Source organism: Sphingomonas sp. Leaf21 (assembly GCF_916858675.1).
Lineage (GTDB): Bacteria > Pseudomonadota > Alphaproteobacteria > Sphingomonadales > Sphingomonadaceae > Sphingomonas.
On the sequence record NZ_CAKASM010000019.1, the window covers coordinates 21,440 to 44,403 of the forward strand.

Genomic DNA, 22,964 nt, shown 5'->3' on the forward strand with positions numbered 1-22,964 from the left:
CCTCCCCCCGGAAAGAGGGGAGGATCGTCAGGCATCAGAAGGAGAATCGGACGCCCGCGTCGTAGCGTGGTCCGAAATTCTGATAGCGCAGCAGTTGGTTGTCGAAGCGGCCGGTCGCGAAATACTTCGCGTTGAACAGGTTCGTCCCCTCGACGAAGACCTGTGCGAAGGGGGTGACGTTCACCGCGACGCTGCCGTCGAACTGGCCATAGTCGCGGACGAACACCGGCTCGTTGCCCGGACCGCCCGCGAGCTGCTGGAGGAAGCGTTCGCGCCGGTTATAGGCGATGCGCGCCGACACGCCGAACTTTTCGTAGAACAGGGTCGCGTTCTGCGAATTGCCGATCCCCTCGGCGGCGAAGGACTGGCCGATCTGGGTCACGTCGAATTCGCGGTCGGTCGACACGAAGGTCGCATTGGCCTGCACGCCGAAGCCGCTGAGCACGCCGGGCAGCCAGTCGAACGTATGGACGAGGTTGAGCTCCAGCCCCTTGATCTTCAACGACTGGGCATTGCGTGGGCGCCGCACCGCGAACTTGGCGGTATTGGGGCCGACGATCAGCCCGCCGACCGGCAGGTTGCCCGCATTGGCGATGGTGAACAATTCCTCGCCAAAGGTCTGCACGATGAAATCGTCGACCGTCTTGTGGAACACCGCCGCCGACACGGTGGTGGTCGGCGTCGGATACCATTCGAGCGACAGGTCGAAATTGGTCGCGCGATAGGGCTTCAGGTCCGGGTTGCCACCGGTCGCGGTCAGCGTCGCGGGGCGCAGCGTCCCGATGTCGAGGCTGGGCGCCAGATCGCCGATCGCCGGGCGGGTCAGCGTCTTGTAGGCGGCGAAGCGCGCCTGCAGCTTGGAGGTCAGGTTCAGCTTCGCGTTCAGATTGGGCAGGAAGTTGCTGTAGGACGAACGCTTGTTGACCGACACCGCCGCGCGGTTGTTGGCGAACACGCCAGTATAGGTGGTCGGATCGCCCGGCACCGGCAACAGGTCGGTCAGCTGAAGCTGCTGCCCCGACGAGACCAGCTCGGTATATTCGTAACGACCGCCGATGTTGATGAACCAGGGCAATCCCGCGACGGTGCCTTCCAGGTCCATATCGGCATAGCTGGCGAAGACCTTCTCGCGCACGCGCGCCGAGGGCTGCTCGGTCACCGCATAGCCGTTGGTCCGGGCGAAGATCGCCGCCGTCGTGCCCACCGGCTGGCCACGCGCCAGGTCGAGCGCGGTGGTCGCCGCCGGGCTGGTCAGATAGTTGAAATAGGCCTGCGGGTCATAGGTCAGGAAGGTGGTCGGCACGGTGCCGTTCTTCTGCCCGAGTGAGCCGATCGTGTAGGGCGAGAGCAGCGACGGATCGGCGAGCGTCGGATAGCCGCAATAGAGACAGCCGATGTTCGGATCCGACGAGAAGGGCACGTTGCTCTTGTCGCGCGACGTGCCGGTCACGCCGAAGCGAAGCGCCGACACGATGTTCCAGCCGGGCTTCCATTCGGTGTTCCAGCGATATTCCTGGACCTTCTCGATCACGTCGTTGCCGCTGCGCCCGGCGATATGCGTCCGTCCGAGCGCCGGGTTGGTGAGTACCCCGCTGTCATAGCCCGAGGTCGACGGGATGCCGTTCCCCTGCGCCGCGGTGAAGGAATAGGAGGTCGGTACGCCGATGACGGTGAAATAGGATTTGCCGCCGCCCGCATTCTTGGCCTGCGAATAGGTGGCGTCGAAGACCATGCGCACCGACTCGGTCGGCCGCCATTCGGCGTTGAAGCCGCCCTCATAGGTCGTCGTCTCGCGCACGCCGCCCGAGGCGATGAAGTCGGCATTGCCGTTGGTCGTCAGCGAGGTGACGGTGCGGTTCGAATCGATCCCGGCGGTGGTGTAGCTGGTCGGTTCGAACCAGCTACCCAGGCCACGCGTCGTCGTATCGCTCTTGAACCGGTTGTAGAGGCCGTCGACGGTGAAGGTCAGCTCGTCGGTCGGCGCATATTGCGCGACCAGCGTCGCGCCCAGCCGGGTGCGATCGTCGCGCGTCTCGTTCACGTCCTGGTTACGCGGGGCATAGACGTTGGTGTAGATCGGCGCGTTGTTGGGGCCGACCGAGGTGCCGGGGATATAGCCGTCGGTGCTGATCGCGCGGATCGAGGCGATGCGCTTCTGATAGGAGAGCGAGGCGAGCAGGCCCAGCTTGCCGTCGGCGAAGGTGTCGCTGAGCAGGCCGAAAAGCTGCGGCGTGAACTTCTTGCTGTTGCCTTCGTACAGCGCCTTGCCGGTGAAGACGCCCTTGAATCCCTTGAGCGCGAGCGGGCGCGGCGTCTGGACGTTGATCGTCGCGCCGATACCGCCGCCCTGGAGCGGGGCCTGCGAACTCTTATAGACCTGCGCGCCGCTGATCAGCTCGGCGGGGATCAGGTCGAAGGAGAAGGCGCGGTTGTAATTGTCCGACGCGAAGCTGCGGCCGTTGAACAGCACGGTGTTGAACGCGGGGCCAAGGCCGCGCACGCTGACCGAGGCGCCTTCGCCGTTGCTGCGGTCGATCGCGACGCCCGGAATGCGCTGAAGCGATTCGGCGACGTTGGCATCGGGGAACTTGCCCAGGTCTTCGGACGAGATGGCGTCGAGGATGCCGGCCGCGTCGCGCTTGATCGCGGCGGCGGATTCGATGCTGCGGCGGATGCCGGTGACGACGATGTCGCCCGAGGTGCCGTCCGCCTCGCTCTGGCTGGGCAGCGTGGCGGTCTGGTCGGCAGGGGGAGTCTGCGTCTGGGCGAGAGCCGGAGTGGCCGAGATAAGTGCGACAAGTGCGGTGGACAATCCGGCGCGCGAACGCAGCCGACCAAGGTTCACGAAAGCGGCGACTTGTGTCATATTTCTCCCCTGTGCATAACGCGTGTCCAGCCTCTTCGAGCTGGTTGCTGATCGTTTGTTATGCGCTATGTCTGACATATTCAAATAAAAATGACACGATCATCATATTGCGTGCGGCGGGTGGAGAGGTGGCGATGACGGAGCGAGCGGGGGCGGGGGATCGTCCGGTACGGCGGGTGGTCGTGGTGGGCGGCGGCTCGGCCGGATGGATCGCGGCCTGCCGTCTGGCGGCGCAGGTACGGCGGACCGGCGACGACGTGACGGTCACGCTGGTCGAATCGCGTACCGTGCCCACGGTCGGGGTGGGCGAGGGGACGTGGCCGACGATGCGCAACACGCTGGCCAGGATCGGCGTTGCGGAAACCGACTTCATCCGCGCCTGCGATGCGGCCTTCAAGCAGGGCGCGCGCTTCGTCGGATGGGCCGATGGCACGCCGGGCGACGCCTATTACCACCCGCTCAATCCACCCGCCGGGGCGACCGAGATCGACATGGCGCCGCACTGGCTGCAGCGGGGCGAGGGCGAAGGCGGCGCGTTCGCCGACTGGGTCGATTACCAGGCGATGCTGTGCGACGCCGGGCTTGCCCCCAAGAGCATCGTGACGCCCGAATATGCGGGCCATGCCAATTACGCCTATCACCTCGACGCGGGCAAGTTCGCGACGCTGCTGCGCGATCACGCCGTCGATGCGCTGGGGGTGGTGCACGTGCTGGGCGACGTGGTCATCCCGCACATGACCGATCATGGCGACATCGCCGCGCTGGAGCTGGCGGACGGGGCCCGGGTGGAGGGCGACCTGTTCGTCGACTGCACCGGTTTCGCCGCGCGGCTGATCGGCGGCGTCTATGGCGTGCCGTTCCGCCGCTGTGGCGACGTGCTGTTCGCCGACCGCGCGATGGCGCTGCAACTCCCCTATGCCGAGGAGGATGAGGCGATCACCTGCCATACCGTCGCGACGGCGCAGGACGCGGGCTGGATCTGGGACATCGGGCTGTGGACCAGGCGCGGGATCGGCCATGTCTATAGCAGCGCGCATGTCAGCGACGATGCGGCGGAGGCGGCGCTGCGCCGCTATGCCGGGCCGCGCGCCGACACGCTGAGCGTCCGGCGGATCACCATCGATGCCGGGCATCGCGAACAGTTCTGGAAGAACAACTGCGTCGCGGTCGGCCTGTCCGCGGGGTTCATCGAGCCGCTGGAGGCGTCCGCGCTGATGCTGATCGAGACGTCGATGGACGCGATCGCCGACCGGCTGCCGCGCACGCGCCAGGCGATGGACGTGATGGCGCGGCAGTTCAACGCGACCTTCACCCATCACTGGATGCGGATCATCGAGTTCCTGAAGCTGCATTATGTCCTGACCCGGCGGACCGATACCGACTTCTGGCGCGACAATGTCGCCGCCGCCTCCATTCCCGACGCCTTGCAGGAGCGGCTGGAACTATGGCGGCACCATTCGCCGGGACCGCAGGATTTCGACCATGCGCGCGAGGTGTTCTCCTGGCCCAGCTACCAATATGTCCTCCACGGCATGGGGTTCGCCAGCAGTTTCGCGCCGGTCGACCCGGCTTCGCCCGATGCGGGGCTGGCGCAGCGCTTCGTCGCGCGGAACGGGCGCGCCAAGGACGAATTGCGCGCTCGGGCGCCGCGGCACCGCGACCTGTTGCGCGCGATCCGCGAACATGGTCTTCAGCGGGTATGACCGATCCCGTTCCGCTATCCGCATCCGCGCATGCAGCACTCCGCTATGATCGTCATGCGGCGGGGGCGGGGCGGCGTTTCGCGCGGCTCGGCCTGTCCGAAATCGCCTTTGCCGCCGCCGATATGCCGCTGTGCCTGGCCAAGGACGGGCAGACCGGGCGTTTCAACCTGATCGCGCTGATGTCGCTGGTCGAGCCCGCCAATCTCTTCGTCTTCGGCGGCGGGTTCCAGGCGACCTATGTTCCGCAGGCGGTGCTGCTCGGCGGCTTCCGCCTGCACGGTGCGGGCGTGGAGGGGCTGGCGGTCGATCCCGCCGATCCGACGCTGGGCGCAACCGGCGAAGCGCTGTTCGACGGGGGCGTCGCGACGCCGCTGGCCGCGCGGATCCGCGCCGCACTCGACGCGCTCGTCGCCGATGTGCAGGCGGCGCAGTCGCTGGTCGATTCCTATGCCGCGCATCATTTGATCCGACCGCTGTCGCTGTCGGTCGCGCTGGAGGGTGGTTCGGGTCACGACCTTGCCGGACTCTACACCATCGACGAGGCGGCGATGCGCGCGCTGTCCGATGCGGCGCTGGGCGCGCTCCACCGTGCCGATGCATTGGCCCCGGCGGCGGTGATGACGGCATCGCTGGCGCAGACCGAGCGGTTGCGGCAATTGCACAATGCGCGCTTCACCCCGGTCATCCACGGGCTGACCCTGGGCTAGCGCACCGGATTGTCTGGTTTTTGCGCGTTGTCCGGGTGTAGGAGTGACGGATGGCCCTTCACCGCTCGGACATCCCCGGCATCCGCAGATGGACGCCCGCCCGCTACCGCGCGCTGTTACGCAAGCAGGGGCCCAGCTCGGTCCAGTTCCGCACCCGCCTCGCCATCCTGATCGGCGCGGTATCGATCGGCCTGGCGGCAAGCGCCTTCGCGCAGGCGGCGGATATGGCGGGGGAGATATTCGGCCATCTCGCCAAGCGCTGGCACTGGGCGCCGCTGGTCGTCACGCCGCTGCTGTTCGCCGCCCTGGTGTGGATCACGCGGCGGTTCGTGCCGCTCGCGCGCGGCTCGGGCATTCCGCAGGTCATGGCGGCGCAGGCCGATCCCGAAGGCGCGACGCATGGCCTGGTGTCGATCCGGACGGTCGTCGGCAAGGCGGGGCTGACCCTGGCGGCGGTGCTTGGCGGCGCCTCGGTGGGGCGCGAGGGGCCGACGGTGCAGATCGCGGCCGCGATCATGGGCCTGACCCACCGCATCCTGGGCGTGCCGTTGCGCGGGGCGGTGCTGATCGCGGGCGGTGCGGCGGGTGTCGCGGCGGCGTTCAACACGCCGCTGGCGGGGCTGCTGTTCGCGATCGAGGAACTCGCCTCCGCCTATGAGCAGAAGGTCACGCTGCTGGTCATCGCCGCGATCGCCATCGCGGGCATGATCGCGCAGTCGGTGCAGGGCGATTACGTCTATTTCGGACTGATCGGCGCGCATATGCCGATCGTCACCGCGCTGGTCGTCGCACCGCTGGCGGGCGTGGTCGGCGGGCTGGCAGGGGGCGGCTTCGCGCGGCTGATGCTGGTGATGGCGACCGGGACCAACCGAGTTACCCGGTGGAGCAAGGAACGCCCGATCCTGTTCGCCGCGCTGTGCGGTGGCGTCGTCGCGGGACTGGGCGTCGGCACCGGGCTGACCTGGGGCACCGGCTATGGCGCGGCGCGGGCGATGATCGTCGGGGTCGACGCACCCCTGTGGTTCGGCCCGGCCAAGTTCGTCGCGACGCTGGCGACGGCGGTGGCGGGTCTGCCTGGCGGGATCTTCGCGCCGTCGCTGGCGGTGGGCGCTGGCGTGGGCAATCTGCTGCGCGCGGTCTTTCCGGGCTCGCCCGCCTCGGCGATCGTGATCCTGGGCATGGTCGGCTATTTCGCCGGCGTGGTCCGCGCGCCGCTGACCGCCGTGATCATCCTGTCGGAGACGACCGCGAGCCGGGGCCTGATGCTGCCCATGTTCGCCACCGCCTTCATCGCCGATGGCGTCAGCCAGCTCGTGTGCCGCGAGAAGCTCTACCACGGCCTCTCGCGCACCTTCGCGGCGCGGCGAGCCGAAGCGGTGGCCTAACCGACGATGCGGAAGCCGTAGGTGTAGGACCGCGCCGCGCCGCGTACCCGGACATTGTCGATCGTCACGCCGTAGGCGATATTCCTTCCAAGCCCCGCGACCTTCCACTGGATATTGTTGGGGACGCCGTATCCCAGCGTGTCGAAGCTGACGCCCGATACCGCAAGCGCGGTTCCGTCCGGCGCGATGACGCGGATCGTCGCGGCGCTGTAATCCACCGCGCTGTTGTTGCCGATCCGGTTGGGATCGATGATCGCGGAAAAGGACGACAGGGCGGAGGTGTCGAAATAGCGCGCCGGATAGTCGCCCTGCGGATAGGCGACGAAGTCGGGCAGCGCGGCGGCGTTGACCGCGGGCGGGTTGGCCTGGCCGAATACCTTCAGCGAGGTGGCGTCGGTCCGGTTGCCGCCGACCGTGCCCGCGACCCGGCCATAGGCGATGCTGGTCAGGAAGGGCGACAGGATCCAGCGACGATGGCCGACATTGTCCGCGACGATGTTGCGGATTTCGGTCATCCAGCCTGCGAAGATCGTGTCGGTCGGGCTCAGCGAGAGATAGGGCGAGGGGACCGAACCGTAGAGGTTGCTCGACCCGGCGCCCGCCGCGCCGCTGGCGCTATAGCATTTCCAGCTCGTCGGCGGCGTGTGGCTCAACTGGCCGTTGGCCGCCATCATCAGCGCCGATTCCATCGCCTCGGCCTGGTCGGCATCGGAATAGCTGACGGGCGGCAGCTTATGCAGCGCACGGATGCCGTTGATGATCGCCAGCGCCTCCGCGCGCACGTTCGTGCCCAGCGTACCGGCCTTGCAGTTCGCGACATCGGGCTGGACCGCGTAGCTGGCCGCGATGCCCGCCGCCCATTCCGTCGGGATGCTGGCGGTCGGCGTCGGGCTTGCCGTCGGTGTGGGGGTCGGCGTCGGCGTCGCTGTCGCTGTCGGGGCGGGCGCGGGAGTGGCGGTCGCTCCCGGAACGACGGTCACATCCGCCGTGGTGGTCGAGGCGTCGCCTCCGCCGCACGACGCGAGCAGTGGCGCGGTCAGGATCAGCGGCAGCAACGCGCGCCAGGCAAAGGTCGAATCGGGCCGCATAGTCCATCCCCGCGCGTTGGCAGGAGGCCTCCGCAAGCGACCGGATCATAGAGGCGGAACGTTAACGATGACTGTAAAGTTAATGACGGTAGCGCAACGGCTTACCTATGGTTCGCCGCCAGGGTGGGGCCGCGCGAGAGCCGGGTCAGCGCGATGCCCGCCAGGTTCTGCGTCCGTTTGACGTGCCGCAGCCTGAGCCTGGGCGGGCGGGGCAGGGCGAGCCATCGCTCGTGCCAGGGGCGGCAAAGCGTCGGGATACGGGCGGTGCCGTTCGCCTGCGCGATGACGGCCAGCGCATCGCCCAGCAGGATCGCGTCGGTCACGCCCCGCTCGACCGCCCACTCGGTCGCGGCGATCAGTGCGAGCCATTCGGCCGCCATCGCCGACCCCGCGCCCAGGTCCCGCGCGACCCGCGTTTCGCCGCCCAGCACCACCGCCCATTCCATGCCGGAGGGGCGGTGGCCGCCGTCGAAGAAGATCTTCACGGTCTGGCGGCGATGCTGTGTGCCACCGCCTCGGCGGTCTTGATCCCGTCGACCGCCGCCGACAGGATGCCGCCCGCATAGCCCGCGCCCTCGCCCGCCGGGAACAGCCCGCGCGTGTTCAGGCTGTGCCCGTCCTCGCCGCGCGTGAAGCGGACCGGCGACGATGTGCGCGTCTCGACCCCGGTCATCACCACGTCCGGGTGATCGTAACCGGCGATCTGGCGACCGAAGGCCGGGATCGCCTCGCGCATCGCCTCGACCACGAAATCGGGCAGGCACTCGGCCAGGTCGGTCGGCGTCACGCCGGGGCGATAGGAGGGGGTGACCGAGCCCAGGCTGGTCGAGGGCCGCTTCGCCAGGAAGTCGCCGACCCGCTGCGCCGGAGCCTTGTAGTTGGAGCCGCCCGCGACATAGGCGCGCTCTTCCCAATGGCGTTGCAGCGCTAGGCCCGCCAGCGGATCGCCGGGAAAGTCGCGCTCGGGATCAATCGCGACGACGAAGCCCGAATTGGCGTTCCGCTCGTTGCGCGAATACTGGCTCATGCCGTTGGTCGCGACGCGCCCCTCTTCCGAGGTCGCGGCGACCACCGTGCCGCCGGGGCACATGCAGAAGCTGTAGACCGTGCGCCCGTTCGAGCAGTGATGCGAGATGTGATATTCCGCCGCGCCAAGGATCGGGTTCCCCGCCTGATGCCCGAAGCGGGCGCGGTCGATCCACCCCTGCGGATGCTCGATCCGCACGCCGATCGAAAAGGGCTTGGCCTCGACATGGACGCCCGCCGACTGCAGCATGGCGAAGCTGTCGCGCGCGCTGTGCCCGATGGCGAGGACGACATGGTCCGCCTCCAGATAGCCGCCGCCGTTCAGGTGAAGTCCGCGCACCCGCCGCTCACCCGATCCGTCCGTCTCCACGTCCAGCCCGTCGACGCGGGTGGAGAAGCGATATTCGCCGCCCAGTTCCTCGATCGTCGCGCGGATGCTCTCGACCATCGTCACCAGGCGGAAGGTGCCGATATGCGGATGCGCCTCGGTCAGGATCTCCGGGGGCGCGCCCGCCTTGACGAACTCGGTCAGCACCTTGCGGTTCAGATGGCGGGGATCCTTGATCCGGCTGTAGAGCTTGCCATCGGAGAAGGTGCCGGCACCCCCTTCGCCATATTGGACGTTGGATTCGGGATTGAGCACGCTCCTGCGCCACAGGCCCCAGGTGTCCTGCGTCCGCTCGCGCACCACCTTGCCGCGCTCCAGGATGATCGGGCGGTGCCCCGCCTGTGCCAGCACCAGCGCGGCGAACAGGCCGCAGGGCCCGGCGCCGATCACGACCGGCCGCTTGGCACCCGGCGGCGGGGCGCCGGGCAGGTGGTAGCGGGTGTCGGGCGTGCGCTGCACATCGCGGTCGCGGCGGAACCGCTCGAGCACGGCGGGCTCGTTCTTGAGGTTGACGTCGACCGAATAGACGAGCTGGATGTTGTTCTTGTCGCGCGCGTCATGGCCGCGCCTGGCGATGGAGAAGCGGACCAGTTCGCGCGGCGTGACCCGCAATCGGCGACAGATGGCGGCGGGCAGCGCCTCGTCCGCGTGGTGGAGAGGCAGTTTCAATTCACTGAGGCGGATCATCCCGCGCGCCATACAGAATTGCGCGCCATCCCGCCATCGCTCGCGTGTCAGTCGCCCGGGGTCAGGACCAGTCGCTTCTGGATGAGGCCGTCGCCCGTGCGATAGGTGCGGAATCCCATCGCCTCGTAATAGCGCAGGCCCATGTCATTGTCGGCGCCGATACAGGCATCGACCCTGGGCAGGCCCGCCGTCACCGCCGCCGCCCGCGTCGCGGTGAACAGCGCGGTGCCGACGCCCCGGCGATGCGCTCGCGGGCTGATATGCGTGCCGATGATCCCCCAGCCGGACGGTACGTCATAGCGATTGCCGGGTGTCGCGCGGACCAGCGACTGGAAACCCAGCACCACGCCCTCCGGGTCGAGGGCGACGCTGCAACGAACGCTGTCGCGATTCGCGATATAGTGCGCCAGCGTGAAGTCCGGATCATGCGGCCGCATCCGGCCGGTCGATTCGATGATCTCCCGAAGCACATCGCTCATCGCGGTGGCGTCCTGTTCGACGGCGGGACGGATCAGCATGGCCTGGCGCCCTGATGTGCGCTGTCGTCCGTTCCCGGCCGCCGCGCGACGGGCGCGGGGGGCGGGGATGCTGCCATGACCTCCGACCGCAGGGTTGGCCAGTCATCGCCGAACCAGTATCCGCCGCGTTCGGCGCGCAGGATCGGGTCGTCCGCCGTCGCCACATCCACGATCGTGCCGCGCCGCTGTTCGGGCACGTCGTAGAAGGTGCGGACGATCGGCGTCGTCGGCGTGTCGCCTTCTTCGACGACGATGCCCAGCCGGTTGGAATGGAGCCGGACCAGCGCGCCGAAGGGCTGGATGCCAAGGCTGGCGATCAACGCCCGCAGGATGACGGGATCGAAATGCCCTTCCCATTCGAGCATCCGCGCCAGCGCCTCGTGTGGCGACCAGGCGCGCTTATAGGGCCTGATCGACGTCACGGCGTCATAGACGTCGCAGACCGCCGCCAGCCGGACGAACGGACCGATCGCATCCCCGGCCAGCCCGGCGGGATAGCCGGTGCCGTCGATCCGTTCGTGATGATGGCGGCACACCGCCAGGATGCGCGGGTCGAGATCCGCGATATCCAGCAGCATGTCGTGCCCGAGGTCGGGGTGACGCCGCATCTGCGCCAGTTCGGCGGGGTCGAGCGTGCCCGGTTTGTCGACGATGGCGCTCGCGATCCGTACCTTGCCGATGTCGTGGAGCAGGCCCGCCATTCCGGCGACGCGGATGTCCGCCTCGCTCATCCCCAAATGCCGTGCCAGCCCCATCATCAGCGTCCCGACCGCGACCGAATGGATATAGGTATAGCGATCCCGGTCCTTCAGCCGCGTCACCGCGATGATGGCGGCATTGCCCCTCATGGTCGCCTCCGCCAGCTCCTCGACCAGCGGCGTCAGATCGGCGCTGCACACCGCCCGGCCCAGCCGCGCCTCGTCGAACAGCCGCGCGATGACCGCGCTGGCCCGCTCCGCCATGGCGGCCGCGCGTTCGAGGTCCGTCGGCGGCTTGCGCCGATGCGCCCGCGCCGGGCGCGCGACCGACGAGTCCGCACGGACCGTGTCGGCCATCATCGGTTCGACAGCGGCGATGCGTGCGGGACCGCGCCCCTTGTGCAGATCGATGGTCAGATGCCGCACCGATTCGCGGATCCTGGCACAGTCCGCATCCTTGGTCAGCAGGAAGGACTGTCGCCAAAATGGACTGTCCATCCACGAACAATGGAGGGCGTGGACGTACATGCCAAGCGTCGCCTGCTCCCCCCTGATGCGGATGTACCGATCCTTGGTCGAACCCTGTGTCATGCACCAAGCCTAGCGGACCCACGTAAAGACTTGGTTTCTCGATACGGGTTGATCTGAAATCCTGCTGATTGCTTAACGAGCTGAAATAAAGACATATTGTCCATTATGGGCATAAAGCCGCGTGCGGCGTGCCATCGATCGGTTTCCCAAACGACGTCCGTTTCGCCTCACCCGCCACCAGATGAGAATCACTAGCGTTTGCATTGACGGTGCGAGTGTTTCGCATTAGCGGCGGCGGCAAAGGGGAAAATCCATGTCGCAATCGTTCATCGCCCTGTCGTGCGTAGGCTTCCTGGCGACCGCGCCGCATATCGCATCCGCCGAGACGGCACCGCCCTCGGCCACACCATCGCGCACGCAGGATTCAACCGGCCAGCGCGACATGGTCGTCGTCACCGGCCAGCGTGCCGCCACCCAGGCGCTGGAAAGCCCCAAGGCGACCGCGCCGCTGCTCGATACGCCGCAGACCATCACGGTGGTCAGCGAACAGACCATCCGGAAACAGAATCTCCAGACGCTGCGCGACGTGTTGCAGACGATTCCGGGCATCACCTTCGGCGCGGGCGAGGGTGGCGGCGGTTATGGCGACTCGATCAACCTGCGCGGCTATTCGGCGAACAACGACATCACCATCGACGGCGTGCGCGACAGCGCGCAATATAGCCGGACCGACCCGTTCAACCTGCAACAGGTCGAGGTCTATAACGGCGCGAACAGCGTCTTCAACGGATCGGGATCGGTCGGCGGCACGATCAACCTCGTCTCCAAGGTGCCGACGGCCGAGACGCTGACCATCGCGCAGGGATCGGTCGGCACCGACAATTATTATCGCGGCGCGATCGACAGCAATGTCCGCGTGTCCGACCTCGTCGCGGTAAGGCTGAACGGCGCCTACCATCATAACGACGTGCCCGGCCGCGACGTCGAGAAGATGCAGCGCTGGGGAATTGCCCCCTCGGTCACGATCGGCATCGGCGGTCCGACCAGCCTGACGCTCGCCTATGTCCATCAGGAGGATCGCAACACGCCGGTCTATGGCATCCCCTATTTCGACAACGGCATCGTCGACGGCTTCGTGCCGGGTGCGCGGCGCGACGCCTATTTCGGGATCGCCAATCTCGATCGGCAGGATAGCACCGTCGATCGCCTCACCGCCACCTTCCGCCACGCGATCGACGAGCATTGGAGCGTGCGCAACCTGACCCGCTGGCAACAGGTGACGCAATACAGCGTCACCTCCGCGCCGCAGGGCACCTTCTGCCTCGCCTCGACGGGGCTCCAGCCGATCACCGCGACCCCCGGCGCGACGGTGGGCGCGGCCTGTCCGGCCAATGTGCCGCCCGGCTATTATCTGCCATCCGGCCCGCGCGGACTGGTGCGCGACCAGCAGAACCAGATGCTCTACGACCAGCTCGACCTGCGGCATGAGGCGGGGGCCAAGGGCGGCTTCCACAATATCCTGAACGTCGGGCTTTCGGGGATGCTGGAGAATTACCGGATCACCACGGCCTCGCTGCTGCGCAACAGCAACGGCAGCGCGGTTTCCCCGCTGCCGCTGATCGATATCGCCAATCCGAACACCAATTATGCCGGGCCGATCAACCTGACCACGACGGCGCAGTCGCGAAGCGAGACCCGAAACCTGGCGGTCTATGCGTTCGACACGCTGGAGCTGAACCGCTTCTTCGAGCTGAACGGCGGCGTCCGTTGGGAATATCAGGAGGCGAGCTTCCGCGCGCTGCCGCTCAACATCGTACCGCCGGGCTCGACCGCGCTGACCGCGCTTCAGGCCGCACCCCAGATCAGCCGCGAGCGGCTGTTCTCCTGGCGGGTGGGTGGCGTCTTCCACCCGGTCGAGAATGTCAGCCTCTATGCGGGTTATGGCAATGCCAAGACGCCGTCCTCCTCGACGGTCCGGCTGGGTTGTGGCGTGCCGTCGACCGCGACCGCCGCGAACCCGTGTGCCGTCGCGCCCGAAACCGCCAAGAACTACGAGGTCGGGGTCAAGGCCGGATTGCTCGACCGCAGGCTGGAGCTGACCGCCGCGGTCTTCCGCAACGCGCGGACCAATTACCGCGTCCCCTCCAACGATCCCGCGCTGCCCGCCGGGTTGCAGGTGCTCGACGGGCGGAGCCGGGTCGACGGCGTCGCGCTGGGCCTGTCGGGCGCGATCACCCCGGCCTGGACGATCTTCGCCAACTATACCTATCTCGACGGCAAGGTGCTGCAGAGCATCTCCAACCGCGACAAGGCGGCGGGTGTCGCCGATCCGCAGGCGGGCAGCCAGCTGTTCCAGACCCCGAAACATTCGGGCAGCCTGTTCACCACCTACAAGCTACCCTTCGGTCTGGAGGTCGGCTACGGCCTGACCTATCAGGGGTCCTTCGCGACCAATGCGCCGATCGCCGCCAATCCGGTGCAGTTCCATGTCGACGACTATCTGATCCACCGCGCCTATCTGGCCTATACCATCGCGCAGCGCTGGACGATGCAGTTGAACGTGCAGAACTTCACCGACGAGAAATATGTCACGGGCGTGCGCAACAACGTCAACGCGACGACCGGCGTCGTCACCGGCGGCTGGGCGATCCCCGGCGACCGGCGGCAGGCGACGCTCAGCCTGTTCTATAATTTCTGACCGGGCTAGGTTGACGCCATGCTGATCGTCCTCCCCGATATCCTCGACGCCGCCGGAGTGGGGGAGGTCCGTCGCCTGATCGATGCGGGCCCCTGGGCGGATGGCAACGCCACCTCGGGCCCGCAGGCGGCGCTGGCCAAGCGCAACGACCAGTTGCCCGAGGATTCGACGGCGGCGGTCGGCGCGGGGCGGATGGTCCTCGACGCGCTGGGGCGATCGCCGCTGTTCGTGGCGGCGGCGCTGCCGCTCAAGGTTTATCCACCGCTGTTCAACCGCTATGCGGGGGGACAGGCGTTCGACGTGCATGTCGACAACGCCGTCCGGCTGAAACGGGGGAGCGATTTCCGGATGCGCTCCGACCTGTCGCTGACCCTCTTCCTGGAGGATCCCGCCAATTATGACGGCGGCGCGCTGGTGGTCGAGGATCTGTACGGCGAGCAGCGGGTCAAATTGTCGGCGGGCAGCGCGGTGCTCTATCCCGCCTCCAGCCTCCACCGGGTCGAACCGGTGACACGCGGCACGCGGGTGGCGTCGTTCCTGTGGATCCAGTCGATGGTCCGCGACGATGGCGAGCGCCGAATCCTGTTCGACCTCGACCGCGCCATCCAGCGGGTCGGGGCGGACAAGGGGCAGGGCGACCGGTCGGTGGTCGAGCTGACCGGGGTCTATCACAATCTCCTGCGTCGCTGGGCCGACGCCTGACGCGCGTCACCCGGCAAAGGCCACAGCCTTCGCCGGGTGACGATCGTCCGGTTTTCAGAAACGCCCGCGCAGCGTCACCCGGACATTGCGCGGCGCGCCGGGCATGGTCCACACATCGGCATAGCTGCTGGCGATGTAATAGACGTCGAACAGGTTCTCGAGATCGAGCCGCACGTCGAAGCGCGGGGTGACCGCCCAGGTCGCGTCGGCGCGCACGATCGTATAGCCGGGCAGGCGATAGCCGCTGGCGAAGGGATCACCGTTGCGTGCGCCGACATGGGTGACCCCGCTGCCCAGCGTCACCACGCCCAGCCGCTGGTGCAGGTCGAGCGCCGCCAGATGCCGGGGCACGTTGGACAACATGGTGCCGATCAGCGCCGGATTCCTGTCGTTGCGGACGGTGGCGTCGGTATAGGTGTAGGTGGCCGTGCCGGTCAGCCCCCCAGTCAGGTGCCAGTCGGCGACGGTCTCGACGCCGCGCGACCGCTGTCGTCCGATCTGGGTCTTGACGAAGGGGTCGGTCGCATTGGGGTTCAGCACGTTGCGCTTGGTCATGGTGAACAGCGCGGTCTGCCCGGTCAGCGCGCCGCCGAAGAGGCTGTATTTCGCGCCGATCTCGGTCGAGACGCTACGCTCGGCATCGAAGCTGCTGATCCCGTCCGACGGGTTGAGCCGCAGCGACTGACCCCAACTGGTGAACAGCGAGACATGGCGGTTCACCGCCCAGGTGAGCGCGGCGCGGGGCGTCACGCCGCGATCGACGGTATCGAGCCGCAGGTCGCCGCGAAGATAATTGGTCATCGTCTCGCGGAAACTGTTCCACCGCGCGCCGATCAGCGCGGTGACGTCGCCGAACCCGATCAGATCCTGCGCATAGATGCTCTCGCTGCGGAACGAGGCGTAGCGATGCGCGAACGGCGTCGGGGTGGGAAGCGGCTGGCCATAGACGGGGTCGAAGGCGTCGATGGTCAGGATTGGCGCACCGGGGCGGCCCCGCGCCTGATCCATGCGGAAATCCATGCCATGTCGCACCCGGTCGACGCCGATGCGCAGATCGTGGGTCATGCCCAGCCAGTCGAGCTTCGCGGCCAGTTCGGCGCGCGCGGTCAGATCCTGCCAGCGGAAATCGTGGAAGCGCCGCGATCGGCCGATCGTCCGTCCGTCCGCCTGCACCCCGCGCGCGCCGAAATCGACCTGGGTGGAATAACCGGTCAGCAAGCCGTCGCGGTTCGACAGACCGGCCTCCAGTGAGATCCGGTCGGACAGCGCGGCAAACATGCTGCCCTGCTGCCACAACATGCGCTGGGTCATCCGGCCATCGGCGGGTTCGCCCAGAAAGGTGTCGCGGTCCATCGCCCGCGCGTCGCCCCGGATCGCCGCGACGCCGCGATCGATCGGCGCACGGTTGCGCATGAATTCGGCCTGGTAGAGGAACCGCAGATCCTGGCTGGGCGTGAAGGACAGCGACGGCGCGAGCAGTAGCCGGTCGGTATGGACATAGCGGCGGAAGCTGTCGCCCTCCTCGCTCACCCCGATCAGCCGCGCCGACACGGTGTCCGACAGCGGACCGCTCACGTCGCCCGTCGCGCGCAGCCGGTTCCAGCTGCCATAGCTCAGCGAGACCTCTCCCTGGCGGGTGGCGGTCGGCGTCTTGGTGACGATGTTGAGCGACCCGCCCGGCTCGCCCAGCCCCGACAGCGCGGCAGCGGCGCCCTTCAGGAATTCGAACCGTTCGACCGTCGCGGCATCGACCGGCGCGTTGAACCCCAGGTTGCTGTTGAAGCGATTGATGAGGATGTCGGGGCCGCTATTCTCGTTGCCCGCAAAGCCACGGATCGAATATTTGTCCCACAGGCCGCCAAAGTCGTTCTGCCGCGCGACGCCGCCCGCCAGATCGATCGTGTCGTCCAGCCGCGTCGCACCGACCCGGTCGATCAGCGCCCGGTCGATGACGCGCAGCGACTGGGGATAGCGGCGGGGCGGCGTATCCGTACCGGTGATGCTGGCATTGGCATCGCGCAGTCCGTTGACGACGACATCGGCCTGATCCTCCGCAGGCATGGCGTCGGCGCTCCTGCTCTGGGCATGTGCGGCCGGTGCCAGCATCATCCCGGCCAGCATCACGGCGCGCCCTATCGCCAATCCCCCCATCGACCACCCCCATCAAACGATTTCGGCGGCGCAATATCGATAATGATAATCCTTCGCAATGACGAACTGCGGGGTACGGTTGGGGATCGGTGTCATGCGCCTGCCACAAGCCTTCGCCACGGAACGGCGATGGCGGTCGAACTGCCAGCAACGACGGGATGAACGGATGACGAAATTTCGGCGAGCCTTGCGGCAGGTGGCGGTGCTGGCGGTGGCGATGCTGGTCCCGGCGATGGCGTGGGGTCAGCCGCTCAAGGTCATGACATTCAACGTCCGCTATGCCTCTGACGAGGGGGAACAGCGTTGGGCGGTGCGACGGCCCGTGCTCGTCGAATTGCTCCGTCGCGCCGCGCCCGATCTGATCGGCACGCAGGAACTGCTGCGGCGTCAGGGGGACGACATCGTCCGCGCGCTGCCGGGATATCGCTGGTTCGGGCGCGACCGAAGGGGGCGGCATGACGACGAGCATATGGGCATTTTCTATCGTACCGATCGGCTGACACTGGTGCGGCATGGCGATTTCTGGCTGTCCGACACACCCGAGGCGGTCGGTAGCCGGAGCTGGGGCACCGACCTGCCGCGCATGGCGAACTGGGCGGTGTTCGAGACGAAGGAGGCCAGGCCCCGCCGTTTCCTGTTCGTCGACACCCATCTCGCCCATCGTGACGAGGATGCCGAGGCCCGCGACCGCTCGGCCAAGCTGATCCTGTCGCGACTGCCGGTGCTCGCGCAGGGAATGCCGGTGATCCTGGCGGGTGACATGAACGCCCGGCCCGACACGGCGGCCTATGGGACATTCGCGGGGGCGCTGACCGACGCCCGGGGCAGCGCCAGGCGGCGTGAGGGGCCGGAGATGACGTTCCACGACTTCACCGGCACGCCCGATCGCCGGATCGACTATCTCTTCCTGCGCGGGTTCACGGCGGACACCGTCACCACCGATAGCTATCATCGGGGGCGGACCTATCCGTCGGATCATTTCCCGGTCGAGGCGCTGGTGGCGTTTCCCGAGCACGAGGCGCCTTGACCGCCCTCATGCCTCCCCCGGAGCGGGGAGGAGCGTTTGCGATAGCGTTATCATTTTGACGATCCTATGCTCCGTCGACGGCCGATGACGGCGCGGAATCGCGTGCCGCAGGCGAAGGAGAGGGATGGGATGCGGAACGGGCTTTTGCGTGTCGGCGCCGTGCGGCGCGCGGGTGTGGCGATGCTGTTGGGGACGGCGGCGGCCTGGCCGGTGCTGGCGGAGGCGCGGCCCCGCATCCTGACCCCGATGAGCGCGCATGCCGTGCTGCAACGCGACCGTCCGATCATCGTCGAGGGGATGGGCGATGCGGGCGAGCGCGTGACCGTGGCGCTTGGCGACCGGACCGCGCAGGCGACCGCCGACCGCCAGGGCCGCTGGCGCGCGACCCTGCCCGCCATGGCGGCGACCGCCACCCCGCTGACCCTGACCGCGACCGGCAAGGACGGCGCGGCCGACAGGATGGACGACCTGCTGATCGGCGATGTGTGGCTGTGTTCGGGCCAGTCCAACATGGAATATCCGACCAAGCAGGCGCTGAACGGCGAGGGTCTGGTCGGCGGCTCGGCCAACGACCGGATCCGCCTGCTCGACGTCGCGCATCATGTAGGGCTGTCCGCCGACGAGACGCTGAAGACGCGTCCGGTCTGGGCAGCGGCCTCACCCGCGAGCGTCGCCAATTTTTCCGCCGCCTGCTATCTGATGGTCAAGGATCTCGCCACCAAGGCCGATGTGCCGATGGGGGCGATCGATTCGAGCTGGGGCGGGACCAAGATCCTGCCCTGGGTTCCCGGCACCGATGCGCGCAAGCTGCCCGGCCTCGCCGCCGATGCCGATCTGCTGGCGCTCTACGCCCGCGACCACGCGGCGGGGCTTCGCGCGTTCGGGGATCGCTGGGGCGAGTGGTGGCGCAAGGCGAGCGGCACCGCGCGCGGGGCCGAGCCCTGGAACGCGCCCGATCGGCTGAGCTGGCAACCGGTGCCCAAGTTCAGCCCGTGGGAGGAATGGGGCGTGCCCGCGCTGGCCGACTATAACGGGCTGGTCTGGTTCCGGCAGGGCTTCGACCTGCCCGCCGCGCCGACCGGCGATGGCGTCATCGAGCTGGGCGGGATCGACGAGCTCGACACCGTCTGGGTCAACGGCGTGGTCGTCGGCGCGACCTTCGGCTGGGGCGATCGGCGGCGCTATGTCGTGCCGCGCGCCGCGTTGAAGCAGGGGCACAACGAAATCGTGGTCGGGCTGGGCGATACCTATGGTCCGGGCGGAATGTTCGGTCCGGCGGAGAAGGTGCAATTCACACCCGCCGGCGGACAGCCGATCCCGCTCGGCGCCGGATGGCGCTATTCGATCTACAAGCGTGACGACCAGAGCTATCCGCGCAGTCCCTGGGAAAGCCATGCGGGGCTCGGCACGCTCTATAACGGCATGATCGCGCCGCTCGGGCCGATCGGGTTGAAGGGCGTCGCCTGGTATCAGGGGGAATCGGATGTCGGACTGGCCAGCTATGGCGACCGGCTGGCGGCGCTGATGACCGGGTGGCGTCGCCAGTTCGCCGACCCGAGCCTGCCCTTCCTGATCATTCAGCTCGCCGATTTCGGCGCGCCGCCGGTCAAGCCGGGTGACAGCGGCTGGGCGGCATTGCGCGAGGCGCAGCGGCTGGCGGTGCTGCGCGACGATCATGCGGCGCTGGCGACGGCGGTCGATATCGGGGTGCGGACCGACATCCATCCCGCCGACAAGAACGAGCTCGCCAAGCGGCTGGTCTTCGCGCAACAGCATCTCGCGGCGGGTGACCGCGCCAACGCGTCGGGGCCGATGATCGCCTCGGCGACACGGGGGCAGCAGGGCGAGGTGGTGCTGCGCTTTGCGGGCGTGCAAGGGGCGCTGCACGCGTGGAGCGCCGCGGCACCGATCGGGTTCGAGTTGTGTGATGCCAGCGCGTGTCGTTATGCCGATGCGACGGTCAACGGGTCGGAAGTCCGACTCGCGGATGCCAAGCCCGGCGATGTCCGCGTCCGCTATGCCTGGGCGGATGCGCCGGTGATCAATTTCTACGACGAGGCACCGCATCCGGTGGTGCCGTTCGAGATGGCGATTGCGGGGAACTGACCGAAGCGGCCCTCACTCTTCCCATCTGCCCGCTGCAAGCGGGTGGGAAGGGCGAGGGGGGTTCGGGTGGACACGGAAAAACACCACCACCCGATGCGTTCGCTCGATCAACCCCCACAAAAGGCGCTTGAAATAAAATTCCATCCAGTTGAAAGATAGCAACGACCCGAGCGGAATCGGGCGAAGCGTTGAGGAGAGAGCATGGCCGTGCCGCCAGAAGGCATTTCGCGCGCCAACCTGGCCCCGTTGCAACTGCATGTTCCCGAGCCGAAATTCCGGCCGGGCGATGCGGTCGACTTCGCCAGTGTCGAGGTTCCGCCTGCCGGTGCCCAGCGCCGCCCGGACACCGCGGCGCCTGCCGACAGCTTTCATGAACTCGCCTATACGCTGGTCCGCGTGCTGGATGACGAGGGCAACGCGGTCGGGCCCTGGGATCCCAAGCTCTCGCCCGATGGTCTGCGGCGGATGCTGCGGCACATGGTCCTGCTCCGCGCCTTCGACGAGCGGATGTTCCGGGCACAGCGCCAGGGAAAGACCAGCTTTTACATGAAGGCGCTGGGCGAGGAGGCGGTTTCGGTCGCCGCCGCCCATGCGCTCGACTATGAGGATATGTGTTTCCCCTCCTATCGCCAGCAGGGGCTGTTGATCGCGCGCGACTGGCCGCTGGTCGACATGATGAACCAGATTTATTCCAACAGCGCGGACCGGCTGGGCGGCAAGCAGTTGCCCATCATGTATTCGGCCAGGGAAGCCGGTTTCTTCTCGATCTCGGGCAACCTCACGACGCAATATCCGCAGGCCGTCGGCTGGGCGATGGCTTCGGCGGCGAAGGGCGATACCCGCATCGCCGCCGTGTGGTGCGGTGAGGGCTCGACCGCGGAGGGCGATTTCCACTCGGCCTGCACCTTCGCCGCCGTCTACCGCGCGCCGGTGGTCATGAACGTCGTCAACAACCAGTGGGCGATCTCCAGCTTCTCCGGTTTCGCGGGCGCGGAGGCGACGACCTTTGCCGCGCGGGCGATCGGCTATGGCATTGCGGGCCTTCGGGTCGACGGCAACGATGCGCTGGCGGTCTATGCCGCCACCCAATGGGCCGCCGAGCGGGCGCGGACCAACCAGGGTGCGACGCTGATCGAGCATTTCACCTATCGTACCGAGGGTCATTCGACGTCGGACGATCCCACCCAATATCGCTCGGCGGGCGAGCCGACCGCCTGGCCGCTGGGCGATCCGATCCGGCGGTTGAAGGATCACCTGATCGGCCTGGGCGAGTGGGACGAGGACGCCCATGCCGCGCAGGATCGCGAAGTCGCCGAGCAGGTCCGCGCCGCGCAAAAGGCCGCCGAGGCGAACGGCATCCTGGGCCATGGCCTTCACCAGCCGCTCGACAGCCTGTTCGACGGCGTGTTCGAGGAGATGCCCTGGCACCTTCGCGAGCAGCGCCAGCAGATGCTCGACGAGGAAGAGGCCAGCGGACGGCCATGGGCGCGCAAGTGACCCCCCGCCCGCGCCACCCCGGCGAAGGCCGGGGTCCAGTCGCCGTGTCTTCGCGACCGCAGGGCATTGCGCGCCTCCTTTCGTCTCGTAACTGGACCCCGGCCTTCGCCGGGGGGGAAGATCATTCATGAGCGATCTGACCACCGAAACCGCCCCGGAAACGGGCGAAACCACCCGCATGAACATGATCCAGGCGATCAACTCCGCCATGGACGTGGTCATGGCGCGCGACCCCGACGTGGTCGTGATGGGCGAGGATGTCGGCTATTTCGGCGGCGTCTTCCGCGCCACCGCCGGCCTTCAGAAGAAATATGGCAAGACCCGCGTGTTCGACACGCCGATCACCGAATGCGGCATCATCGGCGTCGCGGTCGGCATGGGCGCCTACGGCCTGCGTCCGGTGCCGGAGATCCAGTTCGCCGACTATATCTACCCCGCGCTCGACCAGCTCGTGTCGGAGGCGGCGCGGCTGCGCTATCGTTCGGCGGGGGAGTTCACCGCGCCATTGACCGTGCGCTCTCCCTTTGGCGGGGGCATTTTCGGCGGCCAGACCCACAGCCAGAGCCCCGAGGGCATCTTCACCCATGTCTCCGGTATCAAGACGGTGATCCCGGCGACGCCCTATGACGCCAAGGGCCTGCTGATCTCGGCGATCGAGGACAATGACCCCGTCCTCTTCTTCGAGCCCAAGCGCATCTATAACGGTCCGTTCAACGGCCACTGGGATCGCCCGGCGGAGAATTGGTCGAAGCATCCCGGTGGCGAAGTGCCGACCGGATACTATAAGATCCCGCTGGGCAAGGCGGCGACGGTGCGCGCGGGCGAGGCGGTGACGATCCTGTGCTACGGCACGATGGTGCATGTCTGCGCCGCCGTGGTCGCCGACATGGGCGTGGATGCCGAGATCATCGACCTGCGCACGCTGGTGCCCCTCGACATCGAGGCGATCGAGGAGTCGGTCAAGAAGACCGGCCGCTGCATGATCGTGCATGAGGCGACGCGGACCGGCGGTTATGGCGCGGAGCTGTCCGCGCTGGTCCAGGAACGCTGCTTCTATCATCTCGAAGCGCCGATCGCGCGCGTGACCGGCTTCGACACGCCCTATCCGCACAGCCTGGAATGGGCCTATTTCCCCGGCCCGGTCCGTATCGGCCAGGCGCTCAAGACCTTGTTGAAGGACGCCTGA

16 protein-coding genes are annotated in these 22,964 nt (G+C 67.6%); 9 read left to right on the forward strand and 7 right to left on the reverse strand.

What is annotated here, in order from left to right; translation table 11 throughout:
• Nucleotides 1–34: 34 nt before the first annotated feature.
• Nucleotides 35–2,866, reverse strand: a complete 2,832-nt coding sequence (locus LRP66_RS13475; protein WP_230483117.1) for a TonB-dependent receptor — start codon at nucleotides 2,864–2,866, stop codon at nucleotides 35–37.
• Between the two features lie 134 nt (nucleotides 2,867–3,000).
• On the opposite strand from LRP66_RS13475, the gene LRP66_RS13480 reads away from it, so the two are divergent.
• From LRP66_RS13480 to LRP66_RS13490, 3 genes are read left to right on the forward strand one after another with little or no spacing between them, the layout of a single operon-like run.
• Entirely contained in the window at nucleotides 3,001–4,569 is a 1,569-nt protein-coding gene (locus LRP66_RS13480; RefSeq protein WP_230483118.1) for a tryptophan halogenase family protein, read from the forward strand.
• Complete coding sequence (locus tag LRP66_RS13485; protein ID WP_230483119.1) at nucleotides 4,566–5,276, forward strand: SapC family protein; 711 nt, start codon at nucleotides 4,566–4,568, stop codon at nucleotides 5,274–5,276. Before LRP66_RS13480 ends, LRP66_RS13485 begins: the two co-directional genes overlap by 4 nt.
• Before the next feature lie 50 nt (nucleotides 5,277–5,326).
• The gene (locus tag LRP66_RS13490) at nucleotides 5,327–6,661 is read left to right on the forward strand and encodes a chloride channel protein (protein ID WP_230483120.1); all 1,335 of its coding nucleotides are present in this window, start codon (nucleotides 5,327–5,329) and stop codon (nucleotides 6,659–6,661) included.
• Here LRP66_RS13490 and LRP66_RS13495 read toward each other — a convergent pair.
• The 5 genes from LRP66_RS13495 to LRP66_RS13515 form a co-directional block, all read right to left on the reverse strand.
• Entirely contained in the window at nucleotides 6,658–7,749 is a 1,092-nt protein-coding gene (locus tag LRP66_RS13495) for a CAP domain-containing protein (RefSeq protein WP_230483121.1), read from the reverse strand. The genes LRP66_RS13490 and LRP66_RS13495 overlap by 4 nt on opposite strands.
• A 101-nt stretch (nucleotides 7,750–7,850) precedes the next feature.
• On the reverse strand, nucleotides 7,851–8,234 hold the full coding sequence (locus LRP66_RS13500; RefSeq protein WP_230483122.1) for a reverse transcriptase-like protein: 384 nt from the start codon (nucleotides 8,232–8,234) through the stop codon (nucleotides 7,851–7,853).
• Nucleotides 8,231–9,850, reverse strand: a complete 1,620-nt coding sequence (locus LRP66_RS13505; RefSeq protein WP_230483123.1) for an NAD(P)/FAD-dependent oxidoreductase — start codon at nucleotides 9,848–9,850, stop codon at nucleotides 8,231–8,233. The genes LRP66_RS13500 and LRP66_RS13505 overlap by 4 nt, the downstream gene beginning before the upstream one ends.
• 47 nt (nucleotides 9,851–9,897) lie before the next feature.
• Nucleotides 9,898–10,368: a GNAT family N-acetyltransferase gene (locus tag LRP66_RS13510; RefSeq protein WP_230483124.1), complete on the reverse strand. Its 471-nt coding sequence runs from the start codon at nucleotides 10,366–10,368 to the stop codon at nucleotides 9,898–9,900.
• Nucleotides 10,362–11,657 carry an HD-GYP domain-containing protein gene (locus LRP66_RS13515; protein ID WP_230483125.1) on the reverse strand — a complete coding sequence of 432 codons (1,296 nt, stop codon included), beginning with the start codon at nucleotides 11,655–11,657 and terminating at the stop codon, nucleotides 10,362–10,364. The genes LRP66_RS13510 and LRP66_RS13515 overlap by 7 nt, the downstream gene beginning before the upstream one ends.
• A 253-nt stretch (nucleotides 11,658–11,910) precedes the next feature.
• On the opposite strand from LRP66_RS13515, the gene LRP66_RS13520 reads away from it, so the two are divergent.
• Nucleotides 11,911–14,295, forward strand: coding sequence for a TonB-dependent receptor (locus LRP66_RS13520; RefSeq protein ID WP_230483126.1), 2,385 nt, complete (start codon nucleotides 11,911–11,913; stop codon nucleotides 14,293–14,295).
• An 18-nt stretch (nucleotides 14,296–14,313) separates the two neighbouring features.
• Entirely contained in the window at nucleotides 14,314–14,997 is a 684-nt protein-coding gene (locus LRP66_RS13525) for a Fe2+-dependent dioxygenase (protein ID WP_230483127.1), read from the forward strand.
• 54 nt (nucleotides 14,998–15,051) lie between these two features.
• Here the strand turns inward: LRP66_RS13525 and LRP66_RS13530 are convergent, their stop codons facing one another.
• Nucleotides 15,052–17,148, reverse strand: coding sequence for a TonB-dependent siderophore receptor (locus LRP66_RS13530; RefSeq protein WP_230483128.1), 2,097 nt, complete (start codon nucleotides 17,146–17,148; stop codon nucleotides 15,052–15,054).
• Nucleotides 17,149–17,314: 166 nt separating this feature from the next.
• Here LRP66_RS13530 and LRP66_RS13535 point away from each other — a divergent pair, with 166 nt between their 5' ends.
• The 4 genes from LRP66_RS13535 to LRP66_RS13550 all read left to right on the forward strand — a co-directional run bounded on the left by LRP66_RS13535 (nucleotide 17,315) and on the right by LRP66_RS13550 (nucleotide 22,964).
• The gene (locus LRP66_RS13535; RefSeq protein ID WP_230483129.1) at nucleotides 17,315–18,175 is read left to right on the forward strand and encodes an endonuclease/exonuclease/phosphatase family protein; all 861 of its coding nucleotides are present in this window, start codon (nucleotides 17,315–17,317) and stop codon (nucleotides 18,173–18,175) included.
• A gap of 129 nt (nucleotides 18,176–18,304) precedes the next feature.
• Entirely contained in the window at nucleotides 18,305–20,281 is a 1,977-nt protein-coding gene (locus LRP66_RS13540) for a sialate O-acetylesterase (protein ID WP_230483130.1), read from the forward strand.
• A 201-nt stretch (nucleotides 20,282–20,482) separates the two neighbouring features.
• Nucleotides 20,483–21,778, forward strand: a complete 1,296-nt coding sequence (locus LRP66_RS13545; protein ID WP_230483131.1) for a 3-methyl-2-oxobutanoate dehydrogenase (2-methylpropanoyl-transferring) subunit alpha — start codon at nucleotides 20,483–20,485, stop codon at nucleotides 21,776–21,778.
• 178 nt (nucleotides 21,779–21,956) lie between these two features.
• The gene (locus LRP66_RS13550) at nucleotides 21,957–22,964 is read left to right on the forward strand and encodes an alpha-ketoacid dehydrogenase subunit beta (RefSeq protein ID WP_230483153.1); all 1,008 of its coding nucleotides are present in this window, start codon (nucleotides 21,957–21,959) and stop codon (nucleotides 22,962–22,964) included.